Source organism: Aliivibrio sp. SR45-2 (genome assembly GCF_963890165.1).
In the GTDB taxonomy this organism is placed as follows: Bacteria; Pseudomonadota; Gammaproteobacteria; order Enterobacterales; family Vibrionaceae; genus Aliivibrio; species Aliivibrio salmonicida.
In genome coordinates this window covers 44920-67837 of record NZ_CAWPRC010000143.1, presented here as the reverse complement: position 1 = coordinate 67837, position 22918 = coordinate 44920, and the positions used below count along the sequence as shown (strand labels likewise).

Below are 22918 nucleotides of genomic sequence, written 5' to 3'. Positions count from 1 at the left end.
CGACAACTTTATTGAAGTCGCTTCTAAGCTCGTATTTCAAGTCACCTTACCCGCGATGCTCTTTTTAAGCATCGTAAATTCTGAGCATGATTTCTCATCCAGTAGCCGTTTAATTATTTATGGTCTTATTGCAAACTTTGCTTTCTTCTTATTTACCACCTTTTCAACTAAGCTCGTTTTTAAGGATAAGCAAGATCACGGCGTTATTATTCAAGGCGGGTTTCGTGCGAACACAGCCATCATTGCACTGGCTTATGTTGCTAACGCTTATGGTGATTCTGGCGTTGCTTTAGCCGCTATTTATGTCGCATCAACTACTGTGCTCTATAATATTCAGGCCGTTATTGCCTTAACACCAAAAGAAGAGCATAACGAAAAACAAGCGTTTGGGGTGATAATTAAAACACTCACTAAAAATCCGTTAATTATTGCGATTTTATTGGGCGTTGTGTGTTCATTTCTCTCAATCCCAATCCCTGAGATGGTCACTCAAGCAGGGCAGTACTTCGCTAACATGACACTGCCTTTGGCATTATTGTGTGCGGGGGGGTCACTAAACTTAAGCTCAATGAAAAAAGACAATGGCCCTACGTGGTTTGCTACTAGCTATAAACTTATATTAAGTCCCTTTCTAATTACCGCAGGTGGCATCATGTTTGGCTTTAGAGGATTGGATTTAGGTTTGCTATTCTTTATGAGTGCCGCGCCAACCGCAGCGGCCAGTTATGTAATGGCAAGAGCCATGGGAGGGAATGCAACATTAGCGGCGAATATCATTGCCCAAACAACCGTTGCTTCATTAGTCACTTGTACGGTAGGAATATTTATTTTGTCTTCATTTAGTTTGATTTAAAATCAATACGTTATATTTTTAACATTATCTTCTATGAGAAACGGACTGGAAAACTAAAAAGCCATATCCTATAAGTATTAGGGTAACTTTGCTGAAGTACCAATATTCCCCAGAGAACTCATCCTCCTGTTCTCTGGGATTTTTTTATCCATCAATTACAGTACGTAGCGCACACCAAACGTAAAGGCAATATCAGTAGAGTTATCCATATTCACCGCATTCTCTATCACTGAAAACTCAAACGCTGCCGCCTCTAATAAATATCGATAACCTAATACGTATTCATGTGATGCTTCGGCATAATCTCCCCCCTCATCAAGCGCACCCTCATAAATATGATATGACGTTACAAGATGGTGAGAGGGAGTAATTGCATACCCATAACCAATAGCAAACGCAGCCGTATTCTTTTTATAAGGAATAGAAGTGCTTAATCCCGCGTCTCTGAACGTCACACCGACAGTCGAAAATAAGGCGTGTTTTTCATAACTAAAACTGTAATTTGCTTGAAGACCTTGCTCAAAGCTATCACGCTTAAATGAACCGCTGTTTACGTGGTTTAAATACAAACTTGCCCCTAGGCTAATTGCATTGTATTGATTTGAAAACACTTCGTACTCAAGATAACTATGTAAAGCACTCGATAGCGTTTCGCCTTCAAAATCTTCAATTTCAACACCGTACTTAGGGATAGAAATATTGAAACTATTATTATCTACTTCATCTCGTCCGTTCTGACCAATACCAAAAAAGTCATGAAAGCCATAAACAAACGAATCTAATCCATTATTACCGGCATAACTGTATTGATATTTAAGTTCTGCTTTAAGCTTTGATGTCACTTGCCATTGAGCCCCCGTAATGACCTGATTCTGATAATAATCCATATTGAAGCTTTCAGAATGTGCCCACACACTGGCGATCATTCCCGTCGCAAACAATTCGACGCTGTCTTCTTTTAATGCAAAGGCGGAACGAAGTTCAGTAGTGAGCGTATTTGAATGAAGAGGAGCTTGAGCATAAATCTTCATTGGCGTAACCGCAGTATCTGCCGTCGCCAAAGAAGGATATAACCCAATAACAAAGGTCGATAATAAAAGAGACGTTATTGGCTTCATAGTAATCACAATAATTTACGCATAATTAATAGCTACTCATGCAATGATTACAAAAAGTAGGAATGAGATTCATATTTACAAACACTATTATCATTATGTTATCTCCTCATTCCAAATTGATCATAATTTGATGAGAGCTAGATCAACTAAAATGTAGATGCGCGTTCATTTAAAAAACAGTTTATAAAACAGATACCTCTTTAATATTAATAGAGTATATAAATTGCGCAAGTTCATTCACTTAAGTGATAGCTATGTCGCGACTTGATCTAATAACCAACGCTTAAATACCGCAACCTTTTCATTAGACACTGCACCCGGTTTCCAAACGATGTAATAAGCTAATTTGATATTACATTGCAACTCAGGAAAAGGCTGTACTAAACGCCCCCCATCCAGATCCTCTTGTACCAATACACTTCGACCTAATGCCACACCTTGACCACTTATCGCCGCCTGAATAACAGAGGCGGAATTGTTTATCTTCAATCCTTTATCTGTATTTACATTGTAAATTCCATTCTGTTCAAACCAACCACTCCACGAAGGAAAGCCACTCTCTTTAGGTAAAGAAAGATCATGCAGTAATGGAAAATCAACCAATGATTCCACGCTATTCAATCCTTTCTTTAGCAACTCAGGAGAACAGACCGGAAAAACAGACTCGGTCATTAACAAGATGTTATCTAGCCCTTCCCACTCCCCTACACCATAACGAACACCAATATCAATGCTCTCGGCAAGGTAATCAACGGTTCTTATATTGGTATCTAATCTCAGATCCCATTCAGGATGCAATGTTTGGAAGTCATCAATACGCATTAATAACCATTTCGCGGCAAACGCAGGGCTGACTGCCACGGTTAAAATAGTATTCACTTCAACTGGCTTTAATAAAGCTAATCCTTGAGATAAATGCTCAAAACCACGAGTAATTTCAGGTAAGCCCTGCAAGGCTTCTTTGGTTAATGCTAACCGTGATACACCAGAAGAGTGCCTTTCAAACAAAGAGATCCCTAACCATTCTTCTAACAATTTCACTTGTTGCCCAATGGCAGCAGGCGTGACATTCAATTCTTTTGCCGCTAAAGAAAAGCTCAAGTGACGAGCAGAGGCTTCAAACGCTTTCAAGCCATTTAAATGATTTAATTTCATTCACACTCCTTATTCCAACATTAATCATTAAAGAAAAACTTTAGCGTAAGTATAGAAGTTCTGGTTTGTTACACCTAAAGAAAAATAACACAATAGATGTAATTACTCGCCATTCACGCAGGTTTACCATGAAACTACACACTGACTTATCGCTACAAGCGAACGCTTTTTTCACGGCATCAACATGGATCCCATCCCCTATTAAAGAGGTGACTCGTAAGATGTTAGAGCGTGATGGCGGTGAGATCGCAACAGCCACGTCTCTAGTAAATTATGAATCAGACAGTTACTTTTCTTCTCATGTACACACTGGCGGCGAAGAGTTTTTAGTACTCGAGGGGACTTTTGCAGACGAGCATGGTGACTACCCTGTTGGTACTTACATGCGCAATCCAGTAGGAACATCACACGCTCCCATAGTGAAAGATGGCTGCATGATTTTAGTCAAGCTAGGGCAATACCAAGACGGTGACAACACTCCCGTTCATATTAATACCCAAACTCAGCCTTTTAACAACGACTCGACACGTCATGGGGTTCAATTTCAACTATTACACACCTTTAAACATGAGGCAGTTCGCCTTGAGAAATGGCAAGCCAATCAAATGATTGAACTTGAAAACCAAGGTGGAATAGAAATACTGGTCATTGATGGATCATTTACCCATGAGCACATCAGCTATGAAAAATTTGACTGGCTTCGCTTGCCTATTGGCGACTCATTGCAAGCAACCATCGGGCTGCACGACTGTATCATCTGGATAAAAACAGGCCACCACTTACACCAAATTCAAGCATAAGCGAGAGATAAAATGAAAACAGAATATCTGATTGTTGGTGCCGGTTTAAGTGGATTATACATGGCACATCAACTTGAAAAAATGGGAAAAGAGTATCGAGTTATTGAAGCGAGAGATCGCATTGGAGGCAGAATTTTATCTCTGCCTATTTTATCTTCATCAACGAAATTATCTCCGTTAGATAGCGTAGACATGGGGCCATCTTGGTTTTGGCCACAAATGCACCCACGTATTACGCAACTTATCGATGACTTAATGTTGCCTATTTTCCCACAGTACTCTCAAGGCACTTATTTACTCGAGAACCAACAAAACAGTGCACCAACACGTTATGACTCTGGATTTGAGCAATCGCCTACCTCCATGAGAATTGCAGGCGGTATGCAAAGCCTTGTTGATGCGCTACTGGCCTCTTTACCTTCTCATCGAGTGCAACTAAATAGCACGGTGACTCATGTGAGCTCTCAAGAAAACAATCACTCTTCTGTTATTTTGATGCACAACAGTCAACCAGAGACGATTGAAACGGCTCATGTGATTTTTGCCATGCCGTTACGCCTCTTAGCTGACCGTATTGCTTTCACACCAAGCTTGCCGACAGAAACAACGCAACATTTTAGCTCTACAGCAACATGGATGGCGGCACACGCAAAGTTTTTTGCTATTTATGACACGCCTTTCTGGAGAGAAGAGGGATTATCCGGCTCTGCCAGCAGCCGCATAGGGCCATTAGTCGAAATCCATGATGCCAGTACGTTTGATGGCGTTGGCGCTTTATTTGGCTTTGTCGGTGTCGATGCAGCAACTCGTAAGAAAGCAGGAAAGGCAGTAATAAAACAAGCTGCAGTAGAACAATTGACTCGAATTTTTGGTGAGAAAGCCAGTCACCCGATTGATGTAAAGCTAATTGATTGGAGCCAAGAAATTCATACTGCCACCCTTGACGATCATCAAGCACCGACAGCTCATCCTCGTTATGGCTTATCTTCATCAACTAAGGCCTTAAGCAACTTACATTGGTACTTTGCAGGAACAGAGGCAGCGCAAGATAATGGGGGCTATTTAGAAGGCGCATTAGAGGCCGCTGATGTGGTTATTGCAGAACTCAATCTAGATTAAAAATAAAAAGGCCAAGTGATCGAGTAACTTGGCCTCCTCTTAATCTATCGCTTTACGACAAACATAAATTAACAGCTGTGTTCCATTAAGAATTGAACATCATCTTCTGCACTGTAATACACAGGATCTTTACCATACGAGAATAACTTCAACGATTTCTCATTGGCAGTATGGTAGCTTAACTTACCGTCAAGAATATGCAGCCATGTGCCTTCAGGGATCCCAACAACCGGTTCGTGTTTATTGATTTCTAAAAATTCTTGAATACGTTCGTCACGTGTTTCACCAAAGTGCCCTTCAACAGACGCTTCTAAATAGTGCGGATTAATTTGAAATGGCACTAAGTTTAGCGAAGGAAGAATCGCCCCTGTGATAATTGGCATATCATTCGTCGTACGGATCGTTGGGCAACCAATGTTTGTGCCCGCACTCCAACCAATGTATGGGATACCCTTATCCAATACGGCTTTTCTTATTGGACCAACAAGCCCTAAATCATGCAATGTTTTATTTAATACCCATGTATTACCGCCACTCACCAAAATCCCATCGGCTTCTTGAATCGTTTTTACAGGGTCTTCTGAACGGTGCAGACCCGTTACTTTACAATCTAGACCTAAGTGGTCAAACGTCTGTTGAACCAAAGCAACGCGGTCATCGTGACTAGAACGAATCACCGCATAAGGGATAAGCACTAAATTCTTTGCTTTAGTACGTTGAATTTGTTCAACAATTGCTTCACTCGCAAATTCCATTACGTAGTTGTTACCAGAAATCTTGCCGTTACTTAATAATAAAATATCCATTGAAACTGCCTTATGTCTATTTAACATCACTGTTTACTTCTATCCAATTCAAGTAAAGTAAGTGATAGGATTACGAAAAGATGATACCAATCTTGATCAGTCGCGGTTCAATTTTGCATGAAAAATTGAACCGAACAAAGTATAAATTGTAGTTAAATTGCCACGCTAATGGCACAATTAATAACACAGCAATGATCGACTTTAACAAGTAGAATGATCAGATACTTATGTTAATTGGTGTAAAACCATATCAGAAATAATGAGGTTAAAACTTGTGTTAGATCGTATCTGTAGTCTATAAATTAAGTCTAAATTAAAAGAAATATTCGCTTGATCACAAACAAGACAGAAAATAACTTATCACCAAAACTTGTGACAAAGCAGAATATAGGCATAATGCCCTCTAAATTTACACATAGTTCAAAAACACGTCACACTTTGCGACGTTACCTACGCTCATAATTGAAGGTGCAATGAAAATACCAAACAGATTACTGCCATTAGTTGAAGATGGTTTAATAGATGAAGTTCAAACCCAATTAATGAGTGGCAAAGAAGCGGATGTCTACATAGTTCGCAGTGGCGACGATATTAAATGTGCCAAAGTTTATAAAGAGATTGAGCAACGTAGCTTTAAACAAGCGGTTGCGTATCGTGAAGGCCGAAAAGTAAAAAACAGTCGTCGAGCTCGTGCGATGGAAAAAGGCTCTAAATTCGGGCGTGACGAACAAGAAAAAGTATGGCAAAACGCTGAGATTGATGCACTGTACAAACTATCAGCCGCTGGAGTTCGTGTACCACAGCCTTATGGTTGCTTTGATGGTGTATTATTAATGGAGCTCGTTACCGATGATGAAGGCTCTGTAGCCCCTCGCCTGAACGACATTTCATTATCTAAAGAACAAGCATTACGTGATCATGATTTAATGATCCAATACGTCACTCGTATGTTATGTGTCGGCATCATACACGGTGATTTATCTGAATTTAACGTGTTAGTTGATCACCTTGGCCCTGTCATTATCGATTTACCTCAAGCCGTTGATGCATCAGCAAACAACAACGCTAAATGGATGTTAGAGCGTGATGTCAACAATATGACTACGTACTATGGCCAATATGCGCCTGAGCTGCTTGGTACTGAATATGCTAAAGAAATGTGGGCTTTGTATGAAGTTGGCGAATTAATGCCAAACACAGTGCTAACAGGCGTATTTGTGGACAATGGCGAAGATGCTGATGTTGATGGATTGATGGCAGAGATTAATGCGGTCATGGAAGAGGCGCGTTTACGCAAAGAGCGTCAACTAGAAGATCAAGAATTCGATTAAGCAACACACTGTAGTCTCTAAATATTTAGTGTCTCATCGGCAGATGACGGATTATCTGCCTTACGTTTCAACCTATCACTCCCCCCTCTCGCTCAATGACGTTCAACTACCGTCTTTCAAACTCATGATTCGCAATAAAGTAATCTACTTGGTTCACTGTATCAGTCGCATAAATCAAACTCGTGTGAGAATATTTTAAGCACAGATGATCGCGCAAATCTGGCAATAATGTTTCTTCGACGGTCACCGTACCATCAGAAGGTTGCTTGTCTCTCATTATCGGAGTACGAATTCCAATCGGCATTGTCCCTGCAATAGAACCGATCGGGCAATCCGTCGTTAATTTGGTGACATCCACTAAACCTTGTTCTTTGGAGTTGCCTAAAATAAACCCTAATTTTTTGTTTTGAATTTCTTTCGCAATAGACGCGCCTTGAAGAGGTGAACCTATCGTAACAATACAATCAATCGGCGTATTCAAATCCTGATGCGAGTTTACAAAATTAATGGCTAAGATCCCGCCTAAGCTATGTCCGACCAATACATTCTTTTTAGATAACGATAAGCAACGATGAATGCGTTTAAACAATAGCGTTTCATTAATTCGCAATGAGTTATAGCTAATAATTTGTACGGTATGACCTTTCTTTTTTAACCGAGAGGCCATTGGTTTCATAACTACGCCATGCATGTACAGACCATGCAATATGACTATGTTCGCCATTTTTCCCTCCCTTTTCATCCATCACGCTGTCAGCGTTTTTGCATCAAACTAATACACAAACGTATTTATCAAAAGTACACCAATACGATGTATTTACAGAGCGATTATGCTTTGTTTTCTTTATCTTCATTCTCTAACCACACCATAAATAATCGATACGTTAAACTGAGAACCACCGCTCCAACAAATAATCCCACAATGCCTGACATTGCCATCCCACCTAATGCGCCAAGTAAAATAACGATCATTGGGATATCAGAACCTCTGCTTAATAAAATTGGTTTTAATATCGCATCACTGCTGCCGATTAATAGACACCAAATTAAAAAGATCACCGCAGTTGTGGTTGTATCGACGCTGAATACATAAAAAATCACAGGTAAAAGCGCTAAAATAGGAGGCAATTGAATAATCGCGACCAACAGAACTAATAAAACCCAAAGACCAAGAGCAGGCACACCGACTAAGGCCATCCCTAATCCCGCCATTATTGCTTGAATAACCGCAACACCAATAACCCCTTGAACGACACTTCTTACCGTAGTTCTCGATAATGCCGTCAGCGCTTTGCCATGTTCGCCAGTTAAACGGTCAGTCACAAGAATAAATGCTCGCTCACACTTAGCGGCATTCGCCATGAAAACACCCGAAATAATCGTTGATACGATGAACTGAATAAACCCAAAACCAAGAGAACCCGCTAAAGACGCCGCTTTACCAGCCACCACTTTAATTTCGCTGCTGTATTTAAATAAGAGACTCTCAAGATTTGAAGAAGCCTGTAACATAAAAGCATACGCTTTATGTCCAATTAAAGGCCATTCCTGCATCGCGACGTTCGGTTTAGGGATCGCAATGGAGCCATCTTGATAACCAAAAAACAGTTCTGACCCACTCGTATAAATCCCTGTAGATACCGCAATTAAAGGAATAAATAGTAACAATACGCCAATAATGGTTAAGCCAATGCTAACTTTACTTTCACTCACTGAGGTTCTTTTACTAATAAAAGCGACAATAGGATACAGCGCCGTCGCAATAATACCGCCCCACACAACAAGTAAGAGAAACGGTTTTAGAATAGAGAAACACCATAAAACCAAAACAGAAAGTGCACTTATTTTAATAAAGGCATCAATTGCTTGATTCGAGAAATTATTGCTGAGTTTCATAAACATTCCTTGTTACATTAAAAGGTAAGTTATTAATTTTCATATATATACTACAACATTGAAATTTTAAATTTACGATAACCACATTTACGTTATGAATATCACTATAGTTCAAATCAATACTCTTATTTATCGGTAAGTTACCGTTTTATTTACTTTTCTCTCGAGTAAACCACCAACACAATAATGAGGCGACGGTCACCATTGTAACGCCTTGCCAGAATTGAACTGTTAATTCTATGTCTAAAATCCACGCAGAGAAGAACGTAGATAATACAGGAGTGAAATAAGAGAACGTTGCAAGTAGTACCATATTCCCACCAATGATCCCGATATTCCACAGTGCATAACCACTTCCCATAACAATTCCTGCTAATAACAAATCAATCATTACACCACCAGTAAAAACAAGGCTTCCTTCATCGCTGAGCAGGTATTTAATCCAAAGAGAGAGTGCGGTTGCAATAAAAAACCACGTAATGGCATTCTTTCCATTCGCTAATTTTTTAGTGACATTACAATATGCAGCCCAAATAAATGCACCGACAAAAGCCAAGGTATAGCTCACAGGGTTTGTTGCCGCATTTGCCAATAACTGGGAAATGGAAAGCCCACCATCGCCACTTAATGTCCATGCGACACCAAAAAAGGACAATGCGATTGCGGGATATAATATTTTATTCACGGGCTTTCGACTGGCGACAACTGCAAATAATACGGTTAGCGAGGGCCACAAATAGTTGATGATACTCATTTCAACGGCTTGGGTTCTACTGTGTGCCATGCCTAAAGCCAATGATAAACACATTTCATAACTAACAAACATCCCTCCACCAATTAAGAGATATTTAGGAGAAAATAGCGTTAATCGAGGAGCACCAATAACAAGCACTAAAAAAATAGAACTGACGCTATATATCATGGCTGCGCCACCAATGGGACCAAGCTGTTCTGTCACATTACGGATCAACCCAACAATCAAGCTCCATAATAAAATAGCGGAGCAACCCGCTATCGTATATTTATATGATGTATTCACTCATTTTCCCTAATCGTAAAAATATTAAAAGCGACGAGCGCACTTTATCATCTTTAATAAACAATATATTGAATACGTAAGAAAAAACGGCACGAACCATGCTTAATAAATCTATGTATCCGATAATTATTGTCACTTCTATTAATAGGCTCAATGTAATAGCAATGGCATTACTTATTTCAACATTGAAAAATACGACGACAAAGTTAAATAAACACTATTCAAAAAATTATTATTAATTAAACTATTATAAGATGAAAAATTATTATGCTTAAAAATTTATCCCTTAAAAATAAGCTCGCGATTTCCGCTGGTGCCGCCATTATACTCGGGGGAGTATTAGTTGAAGCTCTATCATTTAACGCCTCATTAGAGCGATTAGATAATGAAGTAGAGCAACGATTAGAAAGCACAACGGCTTCATACAACCAATATGTAACTGATTGGATCCTATCAAAAGAACGCGCGCTGACCTCTTTGCCTAAAGAAGCCAACAAAGACGCCATTGTTGTTCACTTAAAACAAGTTCGTGATTCAGCGAAATTTGATAACGTATTCCTCGCTTACCCTGATGGCTCCCAAGCGAATGCCAACGGTGTGATCCTGCCTCCAGGTAATGATGATCCTAGACAATGGGGTTGGTACACAAATGCCGTTGCTGCACCATCAAAGGTATTCATGGACAACCCAACGGTTGCCGCAGCAACAGGAGCAAATGTCGTCTCTTTAGGGAAAGCATTAAACCTACATGGCCAGCAAGTGGTGGTTGGTGCTGATGTTGAAATCACCGATATATTAAATAGCATGGAAAAAGTAATCATTCCAGGCGAAGGATTTATGTTTATTGCTAATAATAAAGGCAATGTTTTCACCCACCCCAATACCGCGTTATTGAATAAGCCCGTGTCTGCATTGGGTCTCGATTTCTCAACGATTCAGCAAGCAACAAATAGTAATTCTGATATCACAATCGAACTCGATGGTGAAAAATACATTATGTATGCACAAAAAATAGAGGGAACCAGTCTAATTACAGTTAATGTAATTAATTACGATTCGTTAGTTGCACCTCTATTTGATGCGGTTTCAGGACAAATTATAGTTACTGCCATCGTTGTTATTATCTGTACTTTATTATTTAATTTATTATGTGGCATTCTGTTCCGTCCACTTAACAATGTTTCTCAAGCACTTGCTCAGATTGCCAATGGCAGCGGTGATTTAACCCAACGAATTCATGTAGAGAACAGAGATGAAGTGGGAGAACTGGCGAATAATTTCAATACCTTTGTTGAAAGTTTACAGTTGTTAATTCAACATATCCGCCAACAATCACAACAGTTAACCGATGGTTCAGAGCAAAGTACAACTCGTGCTAATAACTCAGTAAAAGAACTCAACCTTCAACAACAAGAAATCACCATGGTAGCCACTGCCGTAACCGAAATGGCATCTGCGACTCGCGAAATCGCCTCTCATGCAGAGCAAACAGCTCAAGCCGCACAAAACTCATCAAGCAGCACTCAAAAAGGACATTCTTTAGTGGTTGATACTAAAGCATCCATCAACAGTCTTGCGAATGAAGTAAGTGAAGCAAGCAATGTGATCAGTGAACTACAACAACATTCACAAGAAATAAATACGGTACTTGCGACGATTCAAGGTATTGCTGAACAAACGAACTTACTTGCATTAAATGCCGCAATTGAAGCAGCACGAGCAGGAGAGCAAGGCCGCGGTTTTGCTGTAGTAGCTGACGAAGTTCGAGTGTTATCACAACGTACACACACATCAACAGAAGAAATAAAATCGACTATCGACATTTTACAACAAACCACAGCTCGTGCCGTTAATCTAATGAAAAGCAGCTCTGAACTTGCGAATAACTCAGTTGAAGATGCCGATCGTGCCGCACTGGCATTAGAAGATATTAGCGCATCAGTCACGCTAATTAGTGATATGGCGACTCAAATCGCTACCGCTGCGGAAGAACAAACTCATGTAACAGGGGAAATAACACAAAACATCACGTCGATTAAAGACGTCACGGATCAACTGGTTATTGATTCAGAAGACAGTTTAACTCAATCCCATGACCTTAAAGAACAAGCCGTTGATTTAAGCAAGAAAGTGGCAACCTTTAAGCTTTCATAAATACGAGTACTAAAAATAGAAGTGGTGGGTTAACTCACCACTTCTATTGTTTTATGCTGGGGACCTAAATACGTTCCTTCATCAATAAAGTAACGTAATGGTGCTTCGCACTCAGGACACTCAAAGATTTCATTTGGTTCAATCTCCTCATCGTCTACCCACTCCCAGCCAATATGCTCTTCGCAATTTGGGCATTCCATTTTTATACTCCAACAAAATTTTTCAGAGTGTAAGCAGGATAAGTCTAAAAGTCATTACCTAACTTTCTTTGAGCAGAAAACAAAAAAGGACCTCAATAATGACGTCCTTTAAATTACGATATACATAACTGTAATTAGTTATTTACATGATGTCACTAATTACGATGCCCTAAAACCAAAAAACTCCTGACAATCAGGAGTTTTGTTTTTTACCATTTTTTAGCCGTATCTTTTGCAGTGTCTTTCCAGTATTGAATTCGCGCACGTTGCAATTGGGCTCTTCTTGTTTTTTTCATAGATACTTCCTTTATCTCTCGCTCGTCTTTGAGCTGCTGTCATAATTCTTAATGACCTACCCAATCTATAGTAGAGCTGATCTGTTTGCGAGGATCAAGATCACGAATATTTAAAAGTACTCCGTGTTTTTACTTCTATTTTATGATCTAGGTAACAGTTTAGAGCCCCTACTCACTAAACTGCCACTTAGGGTTTTATGACAAAGGAAAGAAACAACTATTTGAAATTACTCTACTAAATGACGAAATTAAGGCATGAAATCCATATTCTCTCTCACGGCCTCTTCTAATGCTTTGTCTAAAATAGCCCATAGATTGAAGATCAGCATGGGTTTAAAACAACGTCAAACCAAATGCTTTTTTCACATTATGTAAGACTTGGTTTGATTCTTCTTGAGATTTTTGGCTGCCTTGCTTCAGAATATCAATAAGCTGCGATTTATCTGAAATGTACATTTCTCTGCGCTCTCGAATTGGTCTTACTATCTCTTGTAGGCACTCTTCTAAAATTTTCTTTGTTGTACCATCCCCCAAACCACCTTGTTGATATTGGCTTTTTAGCTCGTTGATATAAGCCACATCAGAATGAAAAGCATCTAAATAGGTAAACACCACATTGCCTTCTACTTGACCTGAGTCTTCAACTCTCAAATGAGTAGGATCGGTATACATCGCTTTAACCGCTTTAGAGATATCTTTTACGCTTGAGCTTAATAGTATGCAGTTTCCCATCGATTTCGACATTTTACTTTTGCCATCAACGCTAGGTAAACGCGGCATTTTACTTAACAATGGACGGCACTCAACAAGCACTTCTTCTTGAGCGATATGATTTAACTTCCTTACTATTTCGTTTGTCTGCTCTATCATCGGTAATTGGTCGTCCCCCACCGGAATTAAGGTTGCTTTAAACGCCGTAATGTCCGCGGCTTGACTAATTGGGTAGGTCAAAAACCCAGTAGGAATCGAAGAACCAAAGGATTTATTCGCAATTTCATTTTTTACGGTTGGATTTCTTTGTAGACGGGCAACCGACACAAGATTTGAATAATACATAGTAAGTTCTGATAACGCAGGAATAGCTGATTGTAAGCAGATGGTTGTTTTTAAAGGATCAATTCCGACAGCAAGGTAGTCAGCCACCACATTTAAAATATTAGAAGACACTTTATGAGGGTTATGTCCGTTGTCCGTCAGCCCTTGTAAATCAGCAACTAAAATGGTTTGCTCATACTGATGTTGCAGCTCAACTCGCTGTTGCAAAGAACCAATAAAATGCCCTAAATGCAATTGTCCCGTAGCTCTGTCGCCAGTTAATACTTTTTCTTTTTTAACGGATTGATGTGTCGTTGTTTGAGTGTAATTTTTCATAATATTGCTCCTAATAGACCATCGGAAACACATATTATGGGTATTCATAAGCAGTCTTCCGACGGCTTTGAATAGATGTGATTCAGCGCCGCTCTATAAAATAGAACGCCACCAACAAATTGAGAGGTATGTAGCTTGAGTATTCATAATCATGCTTACAAACTATCATCATAAAAATAAGGACTCAAGCACTATTTGTTAATCCTTTATTGGATGAAAGAAATAACGTTATGCCCTCTTTTTTCACCTCACACTGAAACATTAATGACATCAAAATCCACTAAAACTGTCAGGAATTCGCCTCAAAAGCGTCACAGAACCTCTCTAGGATGACAATCAAATTATTGATGTAGTCCAAAAGGATAGAGACGAATGAAAACATTACTAACCAGTGCAACATTAATTGCGACAACCCTATCTACACCGCTATTTGCTAAAGACGCAGATATTCAATCTCTTGTGAATGCGGCGAAACAAGAAGGTCACATTTACAGTGTTGGTATGCCCGGAAGCTGGGCAAACTGGAAAGATACATGGAATGACCTAGGAAAAATCTACGGATTAAAACATCAAGATACCGACATGAGCTCAGCTCAAGAAATCGCAAAATTTTCTGCAGAAAAGAAAAATGCAACGGCTGATATTGGTGACATTGGCTTTGCCTTTGCACGAGTCGCGGTTAAAAAAGGCGTCACTCAAGCGTATAAACCAACGACTTGGGATTCCATTCCTGATTGGGCAAAAGACAAAGAAGGGCATTGGGCTCTAGCTTACACGGGCACTATCTCATTCATATCAAACAACCAATTAGTAAAAAATCCACCAACATCATGGAGTGATTTATTAGAAGGTACATACAAAGTCAGCGTAGGAGATGTTGGGGTTGCAGCTCAAGCAAACAATGCCGTTTTAGCGGCGGCATTTGCTAATGGTGGCGATGAAAGTAACTTAAAACCAGCCATTAAATTCTTTGCTGAATTAGCAAAACAGGGTCGTTTGTCTTATACCGATCCTGGCTTAGCAAACTTAGAAAAAGGCGAAGTTGAAGTGGCTATCTTATGGGATTTCAACGCGTTGAATTATCGCGACAAGCTCGGTCATAATGAATCAGGGCAGGCACGTTTCAGCGTAAATATCCCTCAAGATGGATCGGTTATTTCAGGCTACACCACCATCATCAATAAATTCGCTAAAAACCCGAACTCAGCAAAACTAGCCCGTGAATATATTTTCAGTGACCAAGGGCAAATCAACTTGGCTGAAGGCTACGCTCGTCCAATTCGTAGCGACGTAGTATTACCTAAAGCCATCCAAGACAAATTAATTCCAAGCGACCAATACACTAACGTTCATCCTGTTAGTGACTTCAAAGCATGGGAAAAATCCGCGCGTAAATTGCCTCGTCAATGGCAAGAAAACGTCCTTATCAATCAACAGTAGAGGTTGCTATGAATAATAAGGTTATCCTTATTGTTCTTGATGGACTTAATTACCAAGTAGCCCGCGATTGCATGGGCTACTTAAATGGGTTAATTGAGCACCAAAGAACAACGCTATATAAAATTCAATCTGAATTGCCGTCGATGTCTCGCCCACTCTATGAGTGCCTACTCACTGGTGTGTCTCCAGTCGAAAGTGGCATTGTAAACAACAATATAGTACGTTTATCTCATCATGAATCAGTATTCAGCTTAGCCAGAAAACAAGGCCTAAAAACAGCGGCTGCCGCTTATCATTGGGTCAGCGAACTTTATAATATCGCCCCTTATCATGCAGTACGTGATCGCTTTACTGATGATGAAAATCTGAATATTCAACATGGTTGTTTTTATCATTGGGATCACTATCCAGATGAAGCATTATTTCTAGATGCAGAGCACCTTCGTCGTACTCACCAACCCAATTTCTTATTAATTCACCCAATGAACATTGATGATATTGGACATAAATTTGGCTTAGATTCTCGCCAATACAGAAACAGCGCACGCGTGGCCGATATCATTCTGTCTAATTATATTGATGATTGGGTTCGTGATGGTTATCAGATCCTCATTACCAGTGATCACGGCATGAATAACGACTTATCACACGGTGGGATCTTACCAGAAGAACGAGAGGTTCCTTTGTTTGTCATAGGTCATCGTTTTAGTCATCAAGATCCAGATCTTAAAAACATAAAGCTAAAGCAAACCGATATCTGCGGTTCTATATGTCAATTATTGGCACTTGAACACGACAAACCTTATTCTCAGGAATTATTAGCATTATGAGTAGTTCTGTAGTCACTCATTCTAAAAATAGCCCAAGTAAGCGATTACCATTGTGGTTACATAAAATAAAACCTGCGATTTGGCTCGCTCCATTGGCATTATTTTTCTATTTATTTCAATTAGCTCCGATGATTTGGGTGTTCATCAATAGTTTTATTTATGAAGATGAATACTCTTTCGAAAACTATCAAGAAATATTCGATTCAAGCTTTATGCTACAAGGGTTTAGTAACAGTTTATGGCTGGCTATTTGGTCAAGTTTTATTGGGCTCGCAATTGCTACTTTATTGGTTTCATCATTACGAAGAATTGACAGCAAAATTCGTGATGGCGTTATTGCCTTTACCAATATGAGCAGTAACTTCTCAGGCGTACCACTCTCTTTTGCCTTCATTATTATTCTAGGCGTTAATGGCGCATTCACTTTGCTACTCAAGCAATATGGTCTCATTGATGATTTTAATTTATATGGCCAATGGGGCTTACTCACGCTTTATATTTACTTCCAAATCCCTTTGGGTGTTTTATTACTTTATCCCGCGTTTGATGCATTAAGCGATGATTGGCAGGCCGCTTCAGCGCTACTTGGTGCAAAAACATGGCAATACTGGATAAAAATCGCCTTACCCGTGTTATCACCCGCGTTACTCGGCACCTTCATCATTTTAATCGCTAATGCCATTGGTGCTTACGCCAGTGTGTATGCTCTCACCAATGGTAACTACAACGTCATTACCGTTCGTATTGCGAGTCTTGTGTCTGGAGATTTATTCTTAGAGCCAAATTTAGCCGCCGCAATTTCTGTCATCTTAATGGCAATCCTGGCCTTCATTACCCTAATTAATCAGTGGCTTATTGCTAGGAGTTATCATGCAAAACGTTAACGCCACCTTTCACAAATCAGTCGTTTATTCTATTGTCGGTATCATGATGATCCCAATTATTGCGACGTTTGTGTACTCGATGTCTTCACGCTGGGGGGCGACAATCCTTCCAGATGGATTCACTTTGAACTGGTATGGACAACTATTAACAGACGAGCGTTTCATCGCTGCATTTGGGCGTTCATTATTTATTGGTCTCGCCGCATTAACGTTGAGTGTTGTACTTATTATTCCCGCTATTTTTGTCGTGTTTTATTACTTCCCAAAACTCGATAAAGTGATGAACATTCTCATTCTACTGCCCTTTGCGGTTCCACCTGTCGTGTCATCCGTTGGGTTATTGCAAATCTATGCTGACAGTAGTATCCCTTTAGTTGGAACACCCTGGATACTCATCGGAACCTATTTCACTATTGCATTGCCATTTATGTACCGCGCCGTCGCGAATAGTTTTGAAGCCATCAATTTATACGATCTAATGGATGCAGCTCATTTACTAGGAGCGAGTACAACCAAAGCCTTTCTCTTGATCATTCTTCCGAATTTAAGAAAAGGATTAATGGCATCGATCTTCTTATCTTTTTCATTTTTACTGGGTGAATTTGTGTTTGCCAACATCTTAGTCGGCACGCGTTATGAAACTCTGCAAATCTACCTCTATAACATGCGACAAACGAGCGGACACTTTACGTCTGCATTAGTAATGACCTATTTCTTATTCATCTTTTTACTGACTTGGCTAGCAAGTCGTTTTAGCCAAGGGATCAAATCATGAGCTATGTAAGCGTAAATAAATTAACGAAACGTTTTGGTGATAATACCGTATTTGAAAATGTGCATTTCAACATTGAAAAGGGGGAATTCATCACGTTACTAGGTCCAAGTGGTTGTGGTAAATCGACACTACTTCGCAGCTTAACGGGCTTAGATCCCATCAATAACGGCGAAATTTGGGTAAATGGCGAAAACATCACAAATCAAACACCACAACAACGTGGCATTGGGATGGTGTTTCAATCTTATGCCTTATTCCCCAATATGACCGTAAAAGAAAACATTGCATTTGGTTTGAAAATGAAAAAAATCGATGAAAATACGGTCGAAAAAGAGGTAAATAAAGTCATTGAATTGGTTGATTTGAATGGAAAAGAAGATCGCTACCCACATCAACTTTCTGGCGGACAACGTCAACGAGTAGCATTGGCTCGTGCGTTAGTTGTAAAACCTAGAATATTATTACTGGATGAGCCATTATCGGCATTAGATGCAAAGATCAGAAAACGCCTTCGCCAACAAATCCGTGATATTCAAAAAGAACTGAACTTAACGACGATCTTTGTCACTCACGACCAAGAAGAAGCGATGATAATGTCCGATCGCATCTTTTTAATGAACCAAGGCGAAATCGTTCAACAAGGATCACCAGAAGAAATATACACCCAACCTGCAAATGAGTTTGTGGCTGGTTTCATGGGACACTACAACTTAGTTGACGCATCAAAAGCAAAACAACTCTTTGATATTGAAACAAAGTGGAAAGTCGCCATTCGTCCAGAATCGATTTATGTAAAAGAAGAAGGTCGGCACTATGCCGAGCATATTTCAGCCCCAAAACAAGGCATTATTAAGAGCCACCAATTACTTGGTAATGTTATTCGCTACCAAGTCGATGTAAATAATTGCGATCTTACCGTCGATTTATTGAATCGTTCTTCAGAAAGGCTGTTAGCCGCAGGAAGTACATTAGACTTACTCTTTAATCTTAACGAAATTCAACCAGTGAGATCTTAATATGATGCAACCATTGTACGTATTTGATATGGATGACACGTTGATCAACGGTGATTGTGCCATGATTTGGAATGAGTTCTTAGTGGATAAAGGAATTGTCACGGATCCTAGCTTTTTAACGGAAGATAAACGTTTAATGGCACTGTATTCGCGGGGTTTGATGGATATGGAAGATTACCTTGCCTTCTCAATGCATCCATTGAAAGCCGTGGCAAAAGAAAAAATCACAGAACTTACGGAAGAATGTGTCGAAGAGCGAATTTTGCCTTTATTGTTTCCCGAAGCCAAAACACTAATTCAAGAATTAAAAAACGATAACATAGATATTGTGATCATCTCTGCATCCGTCACATTTTTAGTTAAAGCGGTCGCTAAAAAAATTGGCATTGAACATGCTATTGGTATTGATTTAAAAGAAAGAAATGGTTATTACACTCGCCATATATTAGGTACAGCAAGCTATAGAGAAGGGAAAGTAACGCGACTAACGGAATGGCTAGGTGGAGAAAAAAATACCTATTCTGATATTCACTTTTATACCGATTCTATCAACGATTTACCATTGTGCTTGTACGTGGACCATACGTACTTGGTAAATCCTTGTGAACCACTAAAAAGCTATTCAGAGAAAAAGAATTGGCCAGTGCTATTTTGGGGGAGCCAATAAAAGTTCAGTTAAATCTAAAAACGTGATTAATTAGTAAGAAATTGAAAAGTTGCCAATAGAGTGATTATCGCTATTGGTAATACTTCCTTCGCCCGTCTCTTCACAATATGAAAATTGAATATCAAACGTATTCAAATTGCCTTTGATTAAGACATTACGCAATAAAACATCACTGTTTAGTTGGTGAATTGGAGCGTCCCATGAAACATTATTTTTGAAAATAGTAAAACTTACGTTCATTTAGTACCTTTGGATTTATAAATAAGAAATATGCTTAATTTTTGACCTGCATTTTTTAAATAGAATGAGGCTAAAAAATTAATTTAAATGATGTAATAGATTGATGTTACAGAAAATGATTGGATTAAAACTAAAATAGTAGAAGTAAATAAGAGAGGTTAGGACAAGTACAAAACAGGAGCAGATGTTTGAAATGTTTATATCTTACAGAGTAGAACTAAATCGAGTGTTAATAAAGCATTTAAAAGTAGCGCAAATGGTATAAATACCATCTGCGCTACTTATTTGAAATTAAGCAGCTACAACGTTCGCAGCTTGTGGGCCTTTTTGGCCTTGCTCAACTTCAAAAGAAACTTTTTGGCCTTCAGCAAGAGTTTTGAAACCCTCTGAAGCGATAGCACGGAAATGTACGAATACGTCAGCGCCGCCGTTATCTTGAGTGATAAAACCGAAACCTTTCTCTTCGTTAAACCATTTAACGATACCAGTTGTTTTAGACATGTGATGTCCCTTATATATTTAAATTCATAAAAAATCGCATAATGCGATGCGCTTAGAGCTTGAATTATTAAATGTGACTACAAAGCTAAGGGAAACACTGAGAATAACAACATTACGAAGAAATACTAAGGCTTACTTTTACTTGATGTTCATTAACAACTCTGAGCAACAGAGCGAGATGAATAATACCCTACTGCCGAATATTGTAAAGATTTTTCTTCATCTATTTTAAAATAATTTTCATTCACCCGAAAATTAAGGCAGAAGGTTGCTAAACATAATACGTAGATCTTGCCTTTCTTTAGCGGAGACATTCAATCTTGTCGTCCCCCACAAATCACCCAGTTTTTTGAACACATCAAGGTCTGATAAAAAAGTAAACTTACATTACCAATAAAGGCGATTCAATTTGACTTACCTTTCGTTATTATTGTTAACACTACATAACGACACCCTACATTAACGGAGCATAAACGAATGAACAAAATCATCCCATTTATCATGTTGGCCTTCTTCAGTTTACGCTTATTTGCCTCTGTAGGCCCTCATGTACAACAATTAGAGCATGATGGATTCACTATCTTACGTTCAGCTCTTATTGTCGGTGTCGTGTTTTTTGTTGTCTCTCTCATCATAAAGAAATTTAAAAAGCCATCTGACATTACTATCGATTCAGATAAATAGTCGCTTAAAATAAAAACAAAAAAAAGGAGTGATTCAGAATCACTCCTTTTTTATTTATTGTATTTTATACCCAGATATTAAGCATCATGCTTATAAACATGCACATCACGTTGTGGGAACGGAATGCTCACGCCTTCAGCATCAAAGCGTTTCTTAACGGTTTCTGTCACTTCCCAATACACATCCCAATAATCGTCAGTTTTCACCCATGGGCGAACAATAAAGTCGACTGATGATTCATTAAGAGTATGCAATTTCACCATATGTTCTGGTGATTTCAATACGGCAGGATGACTCGCTAAGATATCATTAAAGATGGCTTTCGCTTTCTCAATATCATCTTGATAACCAATACCAAAAACCATGTCGACACGTCGTACAGTCTCAGCCGTTACATTCTTAATAACATCGCCCCAAATCTTATTATTCGGGAAAACAAGCTGTTGATTATCAATTGTTTTAACAGTAGTCGACACTAGGTTCATGTGACTTACTTTACCCGTAATGCCTGCAATCTCAACTAAATCATTCACATCAAATGGACGATAAATTAAGATCATCATGCCTGATGCAAAGTTAGATAATGTATCTTTAAGTGCAAAACCAATAACCACACCAGCAACACCAAAGCCTGTTAATAGTGGTCCTAAATTGATACCAACTTGCGATAGCGCAATCAGAATACCAATTAACGTTACCAGCTTCGTGCCCATTGAAACAAAGAAATCTTGCATCAAATGACTGAATTTCATTTTAGAATGAGACACGCTTTTCTTTATCGCTTTTCTAGCTAAACGAGAAATAACTCGAGTTACCCATAAAATAATAATAAATATTAGCGTTTTTAAAACCAACGATGGCGCATTCTCAATCGCCCAATCCTTAAACCCGTTAGCCCACTCTTCAGTTAATCCATAAGCAACGCTTACGTCTAATACATCGCTATTAATATCGCCCGTAATTGAGAAGATAAGCTGTTTATATTTTGTAATATCAACGTTATTTTCTTCCATCAATGCCGTCGTTGCTTCTAAGCTTGCAACCATCAACGATATTCGCTCTGCCATGTTCACAGCATTTTGCTTTAGCGTTACTTTCTGCTCAGGAGAAGCAAATTTAAGACGTTGAGCAATATCATTTCGTTGTGAATCAAGATAATGAATAACATTAAATAATAGGTCAGCTCTAGTTTCTAGATCTTTTAAAATGTTTTGTTCTTCATTTGCAAAATCAATATTTAACGACTCACCCCAAGCTAACGTTTCAAAAGCTTCAACGTAATATTGGTCCATCATACCTAAGCGCTTTTGAGCCGCAAATTCTAGGTCAGCCTTCTCGTCACCGCTTGCTTTTCTTGACGCTTTAGTAATACGAATCAACTCTTTCTGACTGTATGCCAATAGTTGATTTACTAATTTCATTTCTAAGCGCACGGTTTCAACAAGTGCAGGATCTTTCGTTTCATCTTGAATTTTTTCAGAAATATTGTTTCTAATTTCTTCATTCTTTCGACGAAGTACATCTTCAAAAAAGAGCTTATCAGCAGGATCTGCCGCAGATAATTGTACTAAGCGTTCTTGTAAGTTTTGCTGTGTTACTTTCATTTCATCAATGCTTTGTGCATACGTTGGTGCAATAAAGCTCACCATCAATAGCAACAAAGCTACATATTTCTTAATCATAAAAAACGTCCTATATAAATCATGACCATATAATAATCTAAGCCTGTCTATTCTCGTGCAT

23 protein-coding genes are annotated in these 22918 nt (G+C 39.0%); 12 read left to right on the top strand and 11 right to left on the bottom strand.

The genetic code is table 11. The features are described 5' to 3' along the window. On the top strand, window positions 1–853 hold an 853-nt coding region (locus AACV33_RS07350), incomplete at its 5' end, for an AEC family transporter (RefSeq protein WP_182700051.1). Window positions 854–1008: 155 nt separating this feature from the next. Here AACV33_RS07350 and AACV33_RS07345 read toward each other — a convergent pair. Beyond that, window positions 1009–1971, bottom strand: a complete 963-nt coding sequence (locus AACV33_RS07345) for a DUF3187 family protein (RefSeq protein WP_182700050.1) — start codon at window positions 1969–1971, stop codon at window positions 1009–1011. Window positions 1972–2223: 252 nt separating this feature from the next. After that, entirely contained in the window at window positions 2224–3126 is a 903-nt protein-coding gene (locus AACV33_RS07340; RefSeq protein WP_182700049.1) for a LysR substrate-binding domain-containing protein, read from the bottom strand. A 128-nt stretch (window positions 3127–3254) separates the two neighbouring features. Here AACV33_RS07340 and AACV33_RS07335 point away from each other — a divergent pair, with 128 nt between their 5' ends. Together AACV33_RS07335 and AACV33_RS07330 are read left to right on the top strand one after the other, a co-directional pair. After that, window positions 3255–3926, top strand: coding sequence for a cupin domain-containing protein (locus tag AACV33_RS07335; RefSeq protein WP_182700048.1), 672 nt, complete (start codon window positions 3255–3257; stop codon window positions 3924–3926). A 12-nt stretch (window positions 3927–3938) separates the two neighbouring features. Then, window positions 3939–5045, top strand: a complete 1107-nt coding sequence (locus tag AACV33_RS07330) for a flavin monoamine oxidase family protein (RefSeq protein WP_182700047.1) — start codon at window positions 3939–3941, stop codon at window positions 5043–5045. 68 nt (window positions 5046–5113) lie between these two features. On the opposite strand, the gene pepE is transcribed toward AACV33_RS07330, so the two are convergent. Beyond that, window positions 5114–5851 carry a dipeptidase PepE gene (gene pepE, locus AACV33_RS07325; protein ID WP_012552222.1) on the bottom strand — a complete coding sequence of 246 codons (738 nt, stop codon included), beginning with the start codon at window positions 5849–5851 and terminating at the stop codon, window positions 5114–5116. 473 nt (window positions 5852–6324) lie between these two features. On the opposite strand from pepE, the gene AACV33_RS07320 reads away from it, so the two are divergent. Then, complete coding sequence (locus AACV33_RS07320) at window positions 6325–7182, top strand: PA4780 family RIO1-like protein kinase (protein ID WP_012552221.1); 858 nt, start codon at window positions 6325–6327, stop codon at window positions 7180–7182. A gap of 106 nt (window positions 7183–7288) precedes the next feature. Here the strand turns inward: AACV33_RS07320 and AACV33_RS07315 are convergent, their stop codons facing one another. The 3 genes from AACV33_RS07315 to yddG all read right to left on the bottom strand — a co-directional run bounded on the left by AACV33_RS07315 (window position 7289) and on the right by yddG (window position 10117). Further along, window positions 7289–7906 (bottom strand): lipase family alpha/beta hydrolase, encoded by a 618-nt coding sequence (locus AACV33_RS07315; protein ID WP_065609891.1) that lies wholly within the window; start codon window positions 7904–7906, stop codon window positions 7289–7291. 104 nt (window positions 7907–8010) lie between these two features. Then, on the bottom strand, window positions 8011–9078 hold the full coding sequence (locus tag AACV33_RS07310; RefSeq protein WP_023602801.1) for an AI-2E family transporter: 1068 nt from the start codon (window positions 9076–9078) through the stop codon (window positions 8011–8013). Window positions 9079–9226: 148 nt separating this feature from the next. Further along, window positions 9227–10117 (bottom strand): aromatic amino acid DMT transporter YddG, encoded by an 891-nt coding sequence (yddG, locus tag AACV33_RS07305; protein ID WP_023602800.1) that lies wholly within the window; start codon window positions 10115–10117, stop codon window positions 9227–9229. A 267-nt stretch (window positions 10118–10384) separates the two neighbouring features. Here yddG and AACV33_RS07300 point away from each other — a divergent pair, with 267 nt between their 5' ends. Then, window positions 10385–12271, top strand: coding sequence for a methyl-accepting chemotaxis protein (locus AACV33_RS07300; protein WP_182700046.1), 1887 nt, complete (start codon window positions 10385–10387; stop codon window positions 12269–12271). 29 nt (window positions 12272–12300) lie between these two features. On the opposite strand, the gene AACV33_RS07295 is transcribed toward AACV33_RS07300, so the two are convergent. Together AACV33_RS07295 and trpS are read right to left on the bottom strand one after the other, a co-directional pair. Beyond that, window positions 12301–12471, bottom strand: coding sequence for a hypothetical protein (locus AACV33_RS07295; RefSeq protein ID WP_012552251.1), 171 nt, complete (start codon window positions 12469–12471; stop codon window positions 12301–12303). Between the two features lie 629 nt (window positions 12472–13100). Next, complete coding sequence (gene trpS / locus AACV33_RS07290) at window positions 13101–14138, bottom strand: tryptophan--tRNA ligase (RefSeq protein WP_182700045.1); 1038 nt, start codon at window positions 14136–14138, stop codon at window positions 13101–13103. 372 nt (window positions 14139–14510) lie between these two features. On the opposite strand from trpS, the gene AACV33_RS07285 reads away from it, so the two are divergent. From AACV33_RS07285 to AACV33_RS07260, 6 genes are read left to right on the top strand one after another with little or no spacing between them, the layout of a single operon-like run. Beyond that, window positions 14511–15578 carry an ABC transporter substrate-binding protein gene (locus tag AACV33_RS07285; RefSeq protein WP_017021576.1) on the top strand — a complete coding sequence of 356 codons (1068 nt, stop codon included), beginning with the start codon at window positions 14511–14513 and terminating at the stop codon, window positions 15576–15578. Between the two features lie 8 nt (window positions 15579–15586). Beyond that, on the top strand, window positions 15587–16408 hold the full coding sequence (locus tag AACV33_RS07280; protein WP_026025421.1) for an alkaline phosphatase family protein: 822 nt from the start codon (window positions 15587–15589) through the stop codon (window positions 16406–16408). After that, window positions 16405–17292: an ABC transporter permease gene (locus AACV33_RS07275; protein WP_012552257.1), complete on the top strand. Its 888-nt coding sequence runs from the start codon at window positions 16405–16407 to the stop codon at window positions 17290–17292. Before AACV33_RS07280 ends, AACV33_RS07275 begins: the two co-directional genes overlap by 4 nt. Continuing rightward, complete coding sequence (locus AACV33_RS07270; RefSeq protein WP_182700044.1) at window positions 17279–18067, top strand: ABC transporter permease; 789 nt, start codon at window positions 17279–17281, stop codon at window positions 18065–18067. Before AACV33_RS07275 ends, AACV33_RS07270 begins: the two co-directional genes overlap by 14 nt. Beyond that, entirely contained in the window at window positions 18064–19083 is a 1020-nt protein-coding gene (locus AACV33_RS07265; RefSeq protein ID WP_182700043.1) for an ABC transporter ATP-binding protein, read from the top strand. Before AACV33_RS07270 ends, AACV33_RS07265 begins: the two co-directional genes overlap by 4 nt. A 1-nt stretch (window position 19084) precedes the next feature. Next, window positions 19085–19750 carry an HAD family hydrolase gene (locus tag AACV33_RS07260; RefSeq protein ID WP_017021571.1) on the top strand — a complete coding sequence of 222 codons (666 nt, stop codon included), beginning with the start codon at window positions 19085–19087 and terminating at the stop codon, window positions 19748–19750. A gap of 30 nt (window positions 19751–19780) precedes the next feature. On the opposite strand, the gene AACV33_RS07255 is transcribed toward AACV33_RS07260, so the two are convergent. Beyond that, window positions 19781–19990 (bottom strand): hypothetical protein, encoded by a 210-nt coding sequence (locus AACV33_RS07255; RefSeq protein ID WP_012552261.1) that lies wholly within the window; start codon window positions 19988–19990, stop codon window positions 19781–19783. A gap of 291 nt (window positions 19991–20281) precedes the next feature. Next, a complete protein-coding gene (gene cspE / locus AACV33_RS07250) occupies window positions 20282–20491 on the bottom strand; it encodes a transcription antiterminator/RNA stability regulator CspE (protein ID WP_012552262.1) in 210 nt (69 codons plus the stop codon). A gap of 477 nt (window positions 20492–20968) precedes the next feature. Between cspE and AACV33_RS07245 the strand changes: the two genes are divergently transcribed. After that, window positions 20969–21175 carry a hypothetical protein gene (locus AACV33_RS07245; RefSeq protein WP_017021570.1) on the top strand — a complete coding sequence of 69 codons (207 nt, stop codon included), beginning with the start codon at window positions 20969–20971 and terminating at the stop codon, window positions 21173–21175. A gap of 77 nt (window positions 21176–21252) precedes the next feature. On the opposite strand, the gene AACV33_RS07240 is transcribed toward AACV33_RS07245, so the two are convergent. After that, window positions 21253–22857, bottom strand: coding sequence for a mechanosensitive ion channel family protein (locus tag AACV33_RS07240; protein WP_023602795.1), 1605 nt, complete (start codon window positions 22855–22857; stop codon window positions 21253–21255). Window positions 22858–22918: the final 61 nt, after the last annotated feature.

Excerpts from the sequence above, each read along its gene's own strand:
- AACV33_RS07345 (WP_182700050.1), bottom strand. The coding sequence starts at position 1,971 with ATGAAGCCAATAACGTCTCTTTTATTATCGACCTTTGTTATTGGGTTA.
- AACV33_RS07340 (WP_182700049.1), bottom strand. The coding sequence starts at position 3,126 with ATGAAATTAAATCATTTAAATGGCTTGAAAGCGTTTGAAGCCTCTGCT.
- AACV33_RS07335 (WP_182700048.1), top strand. The coding sequence starts at position 3,255 with ATGAAACTACACACTGACTTATCGCTACAAGCGAACGCTTTTTTCACG.
- AACV33_RS07330 (WP_182700047.1), top strand. The coding sequence starts at position 3,939 with ATGAAAACAGAATATCTGATTGTTGGTGCCGGTTTAAGTGGATTATAC.
- pepE (WP_012552222.1), bottom strand. The coding sequence starts at position 5,851 with ATGGATATTTTATTATTAAGTAACGGCAAGATTTCTGGTAACAACTAC.
- AACV33_RS07320 (WP_012552221.1), top strand. The coding sequence starts at position 6,325 with ATGAAAATACCAAACAGATTACTGCCATTAGTTGAAGATGGTTTAATA.
- AACV33_RS07315 (WP_065609891.1), bottom strand. The coding sequence starts at position 7,906 with ATGGCGAACATAGTCATATTGCATGGTCTGTACATGCATGGCGTAGTT.
- AACV33_RS07310 (WP_023602801.1), bottom strand. The coding sequence starts at position 9,078 with ATGAAACTCAGCAATAATTTCTCGAATCAAGCAATTGATGCCTTTATT.
- AACV33_RS07300 (WP_182700046.1), top strand. The coding sequence starts at position 10,385 with ATGCTTAAAAATTTATCCCTTAAAAATAAGCTCGCGATTTCCGCTGGT.
- AACV33_RS07295 (WP_012552251.1), bottom strand. The coding sequence starts at position 12,471 with ATGGAATGCCCAAATTGCGAAGAGCATATTGGCTGGGAGTGGGTAGAC.
- trpS (WP_182700045.1), bottom strand. The coding sequence starts at position 14,138 with ATGAAAAATTACACTCAAACAACGACACATCAATCCGTTAAAAAAGAA.
- AACV33_RS07285 (WP_017021576.1), top strand. The coding sequence starts at position 14,511 with ATGAAAACATTACTAACCAGTGCAACATTAATTGCGACAACCCTATCT.
- AACV33_RS07280 (WP_026025421.1), top strand. The coding sequence starts at position 15,587 with ATGAATAATAAGGTTATCCTTATTGTTCTTGATGGACTTAATTACCAA.
- AACV33_RS07275 (WP_012552257.1), top strand. The coding sequence starts at position 16,405 with ATGAGTAGTTCTGTAGTCACTCATTCTAAAAATAGCCCAAGTAAGCGA.
- AACV33_RS07270 (WP_182700044.1), top strand. The coding sequence starts at position 17,279 with ATGCAAAACGTTAACGCCACCTTTCACAAATCAGTCGTTTATTCTATT.
- AACV33_RS07265 (WP_182700043.1), top strand. The coding sequence starts at position 18,064 with ATGAGCTATGTAAGCGTAAATAAATTAACGAAACGTTTTGGTGATAAT.
- AACV33_RS07260 (WP_017021571.1), top strand. The coding sequence starts at position 19,085 with ATGATGCAACCATTGTACGTATTTGATATGGATGACACGTTGATCAAC.
- AACV33_RS07255 (WP_012552261.1), bottom strand. The coding sequence starts at position 19,990 with ATGAACGTAAGTTTTACTATTTTCAAAAATAATGTTTCATGGGACGCT.
- cspE (WP_012552262.1), bottom strand. The coding sequence starts at position 20,491 with ATGTCTAAAACAACTGGTATCGTTAAATGGTTTAACGAAGAGAAAGGT.
- AACV33_RS07245 (WP_017021570.1), top strand. The coding sequence starts at position 20,969 with ATGAACAAAATCATCCCATTTATCATGTTGGCCTTCTTCAGTTTACGC.
- AACV33_RS07240 (WP_023602795.1), bottom strand. The coding sequence starts at position 22,857 with ATGATTAAGAAATATGTAGCTTTGTTGCTATTGATGGTGAGCTTTATT.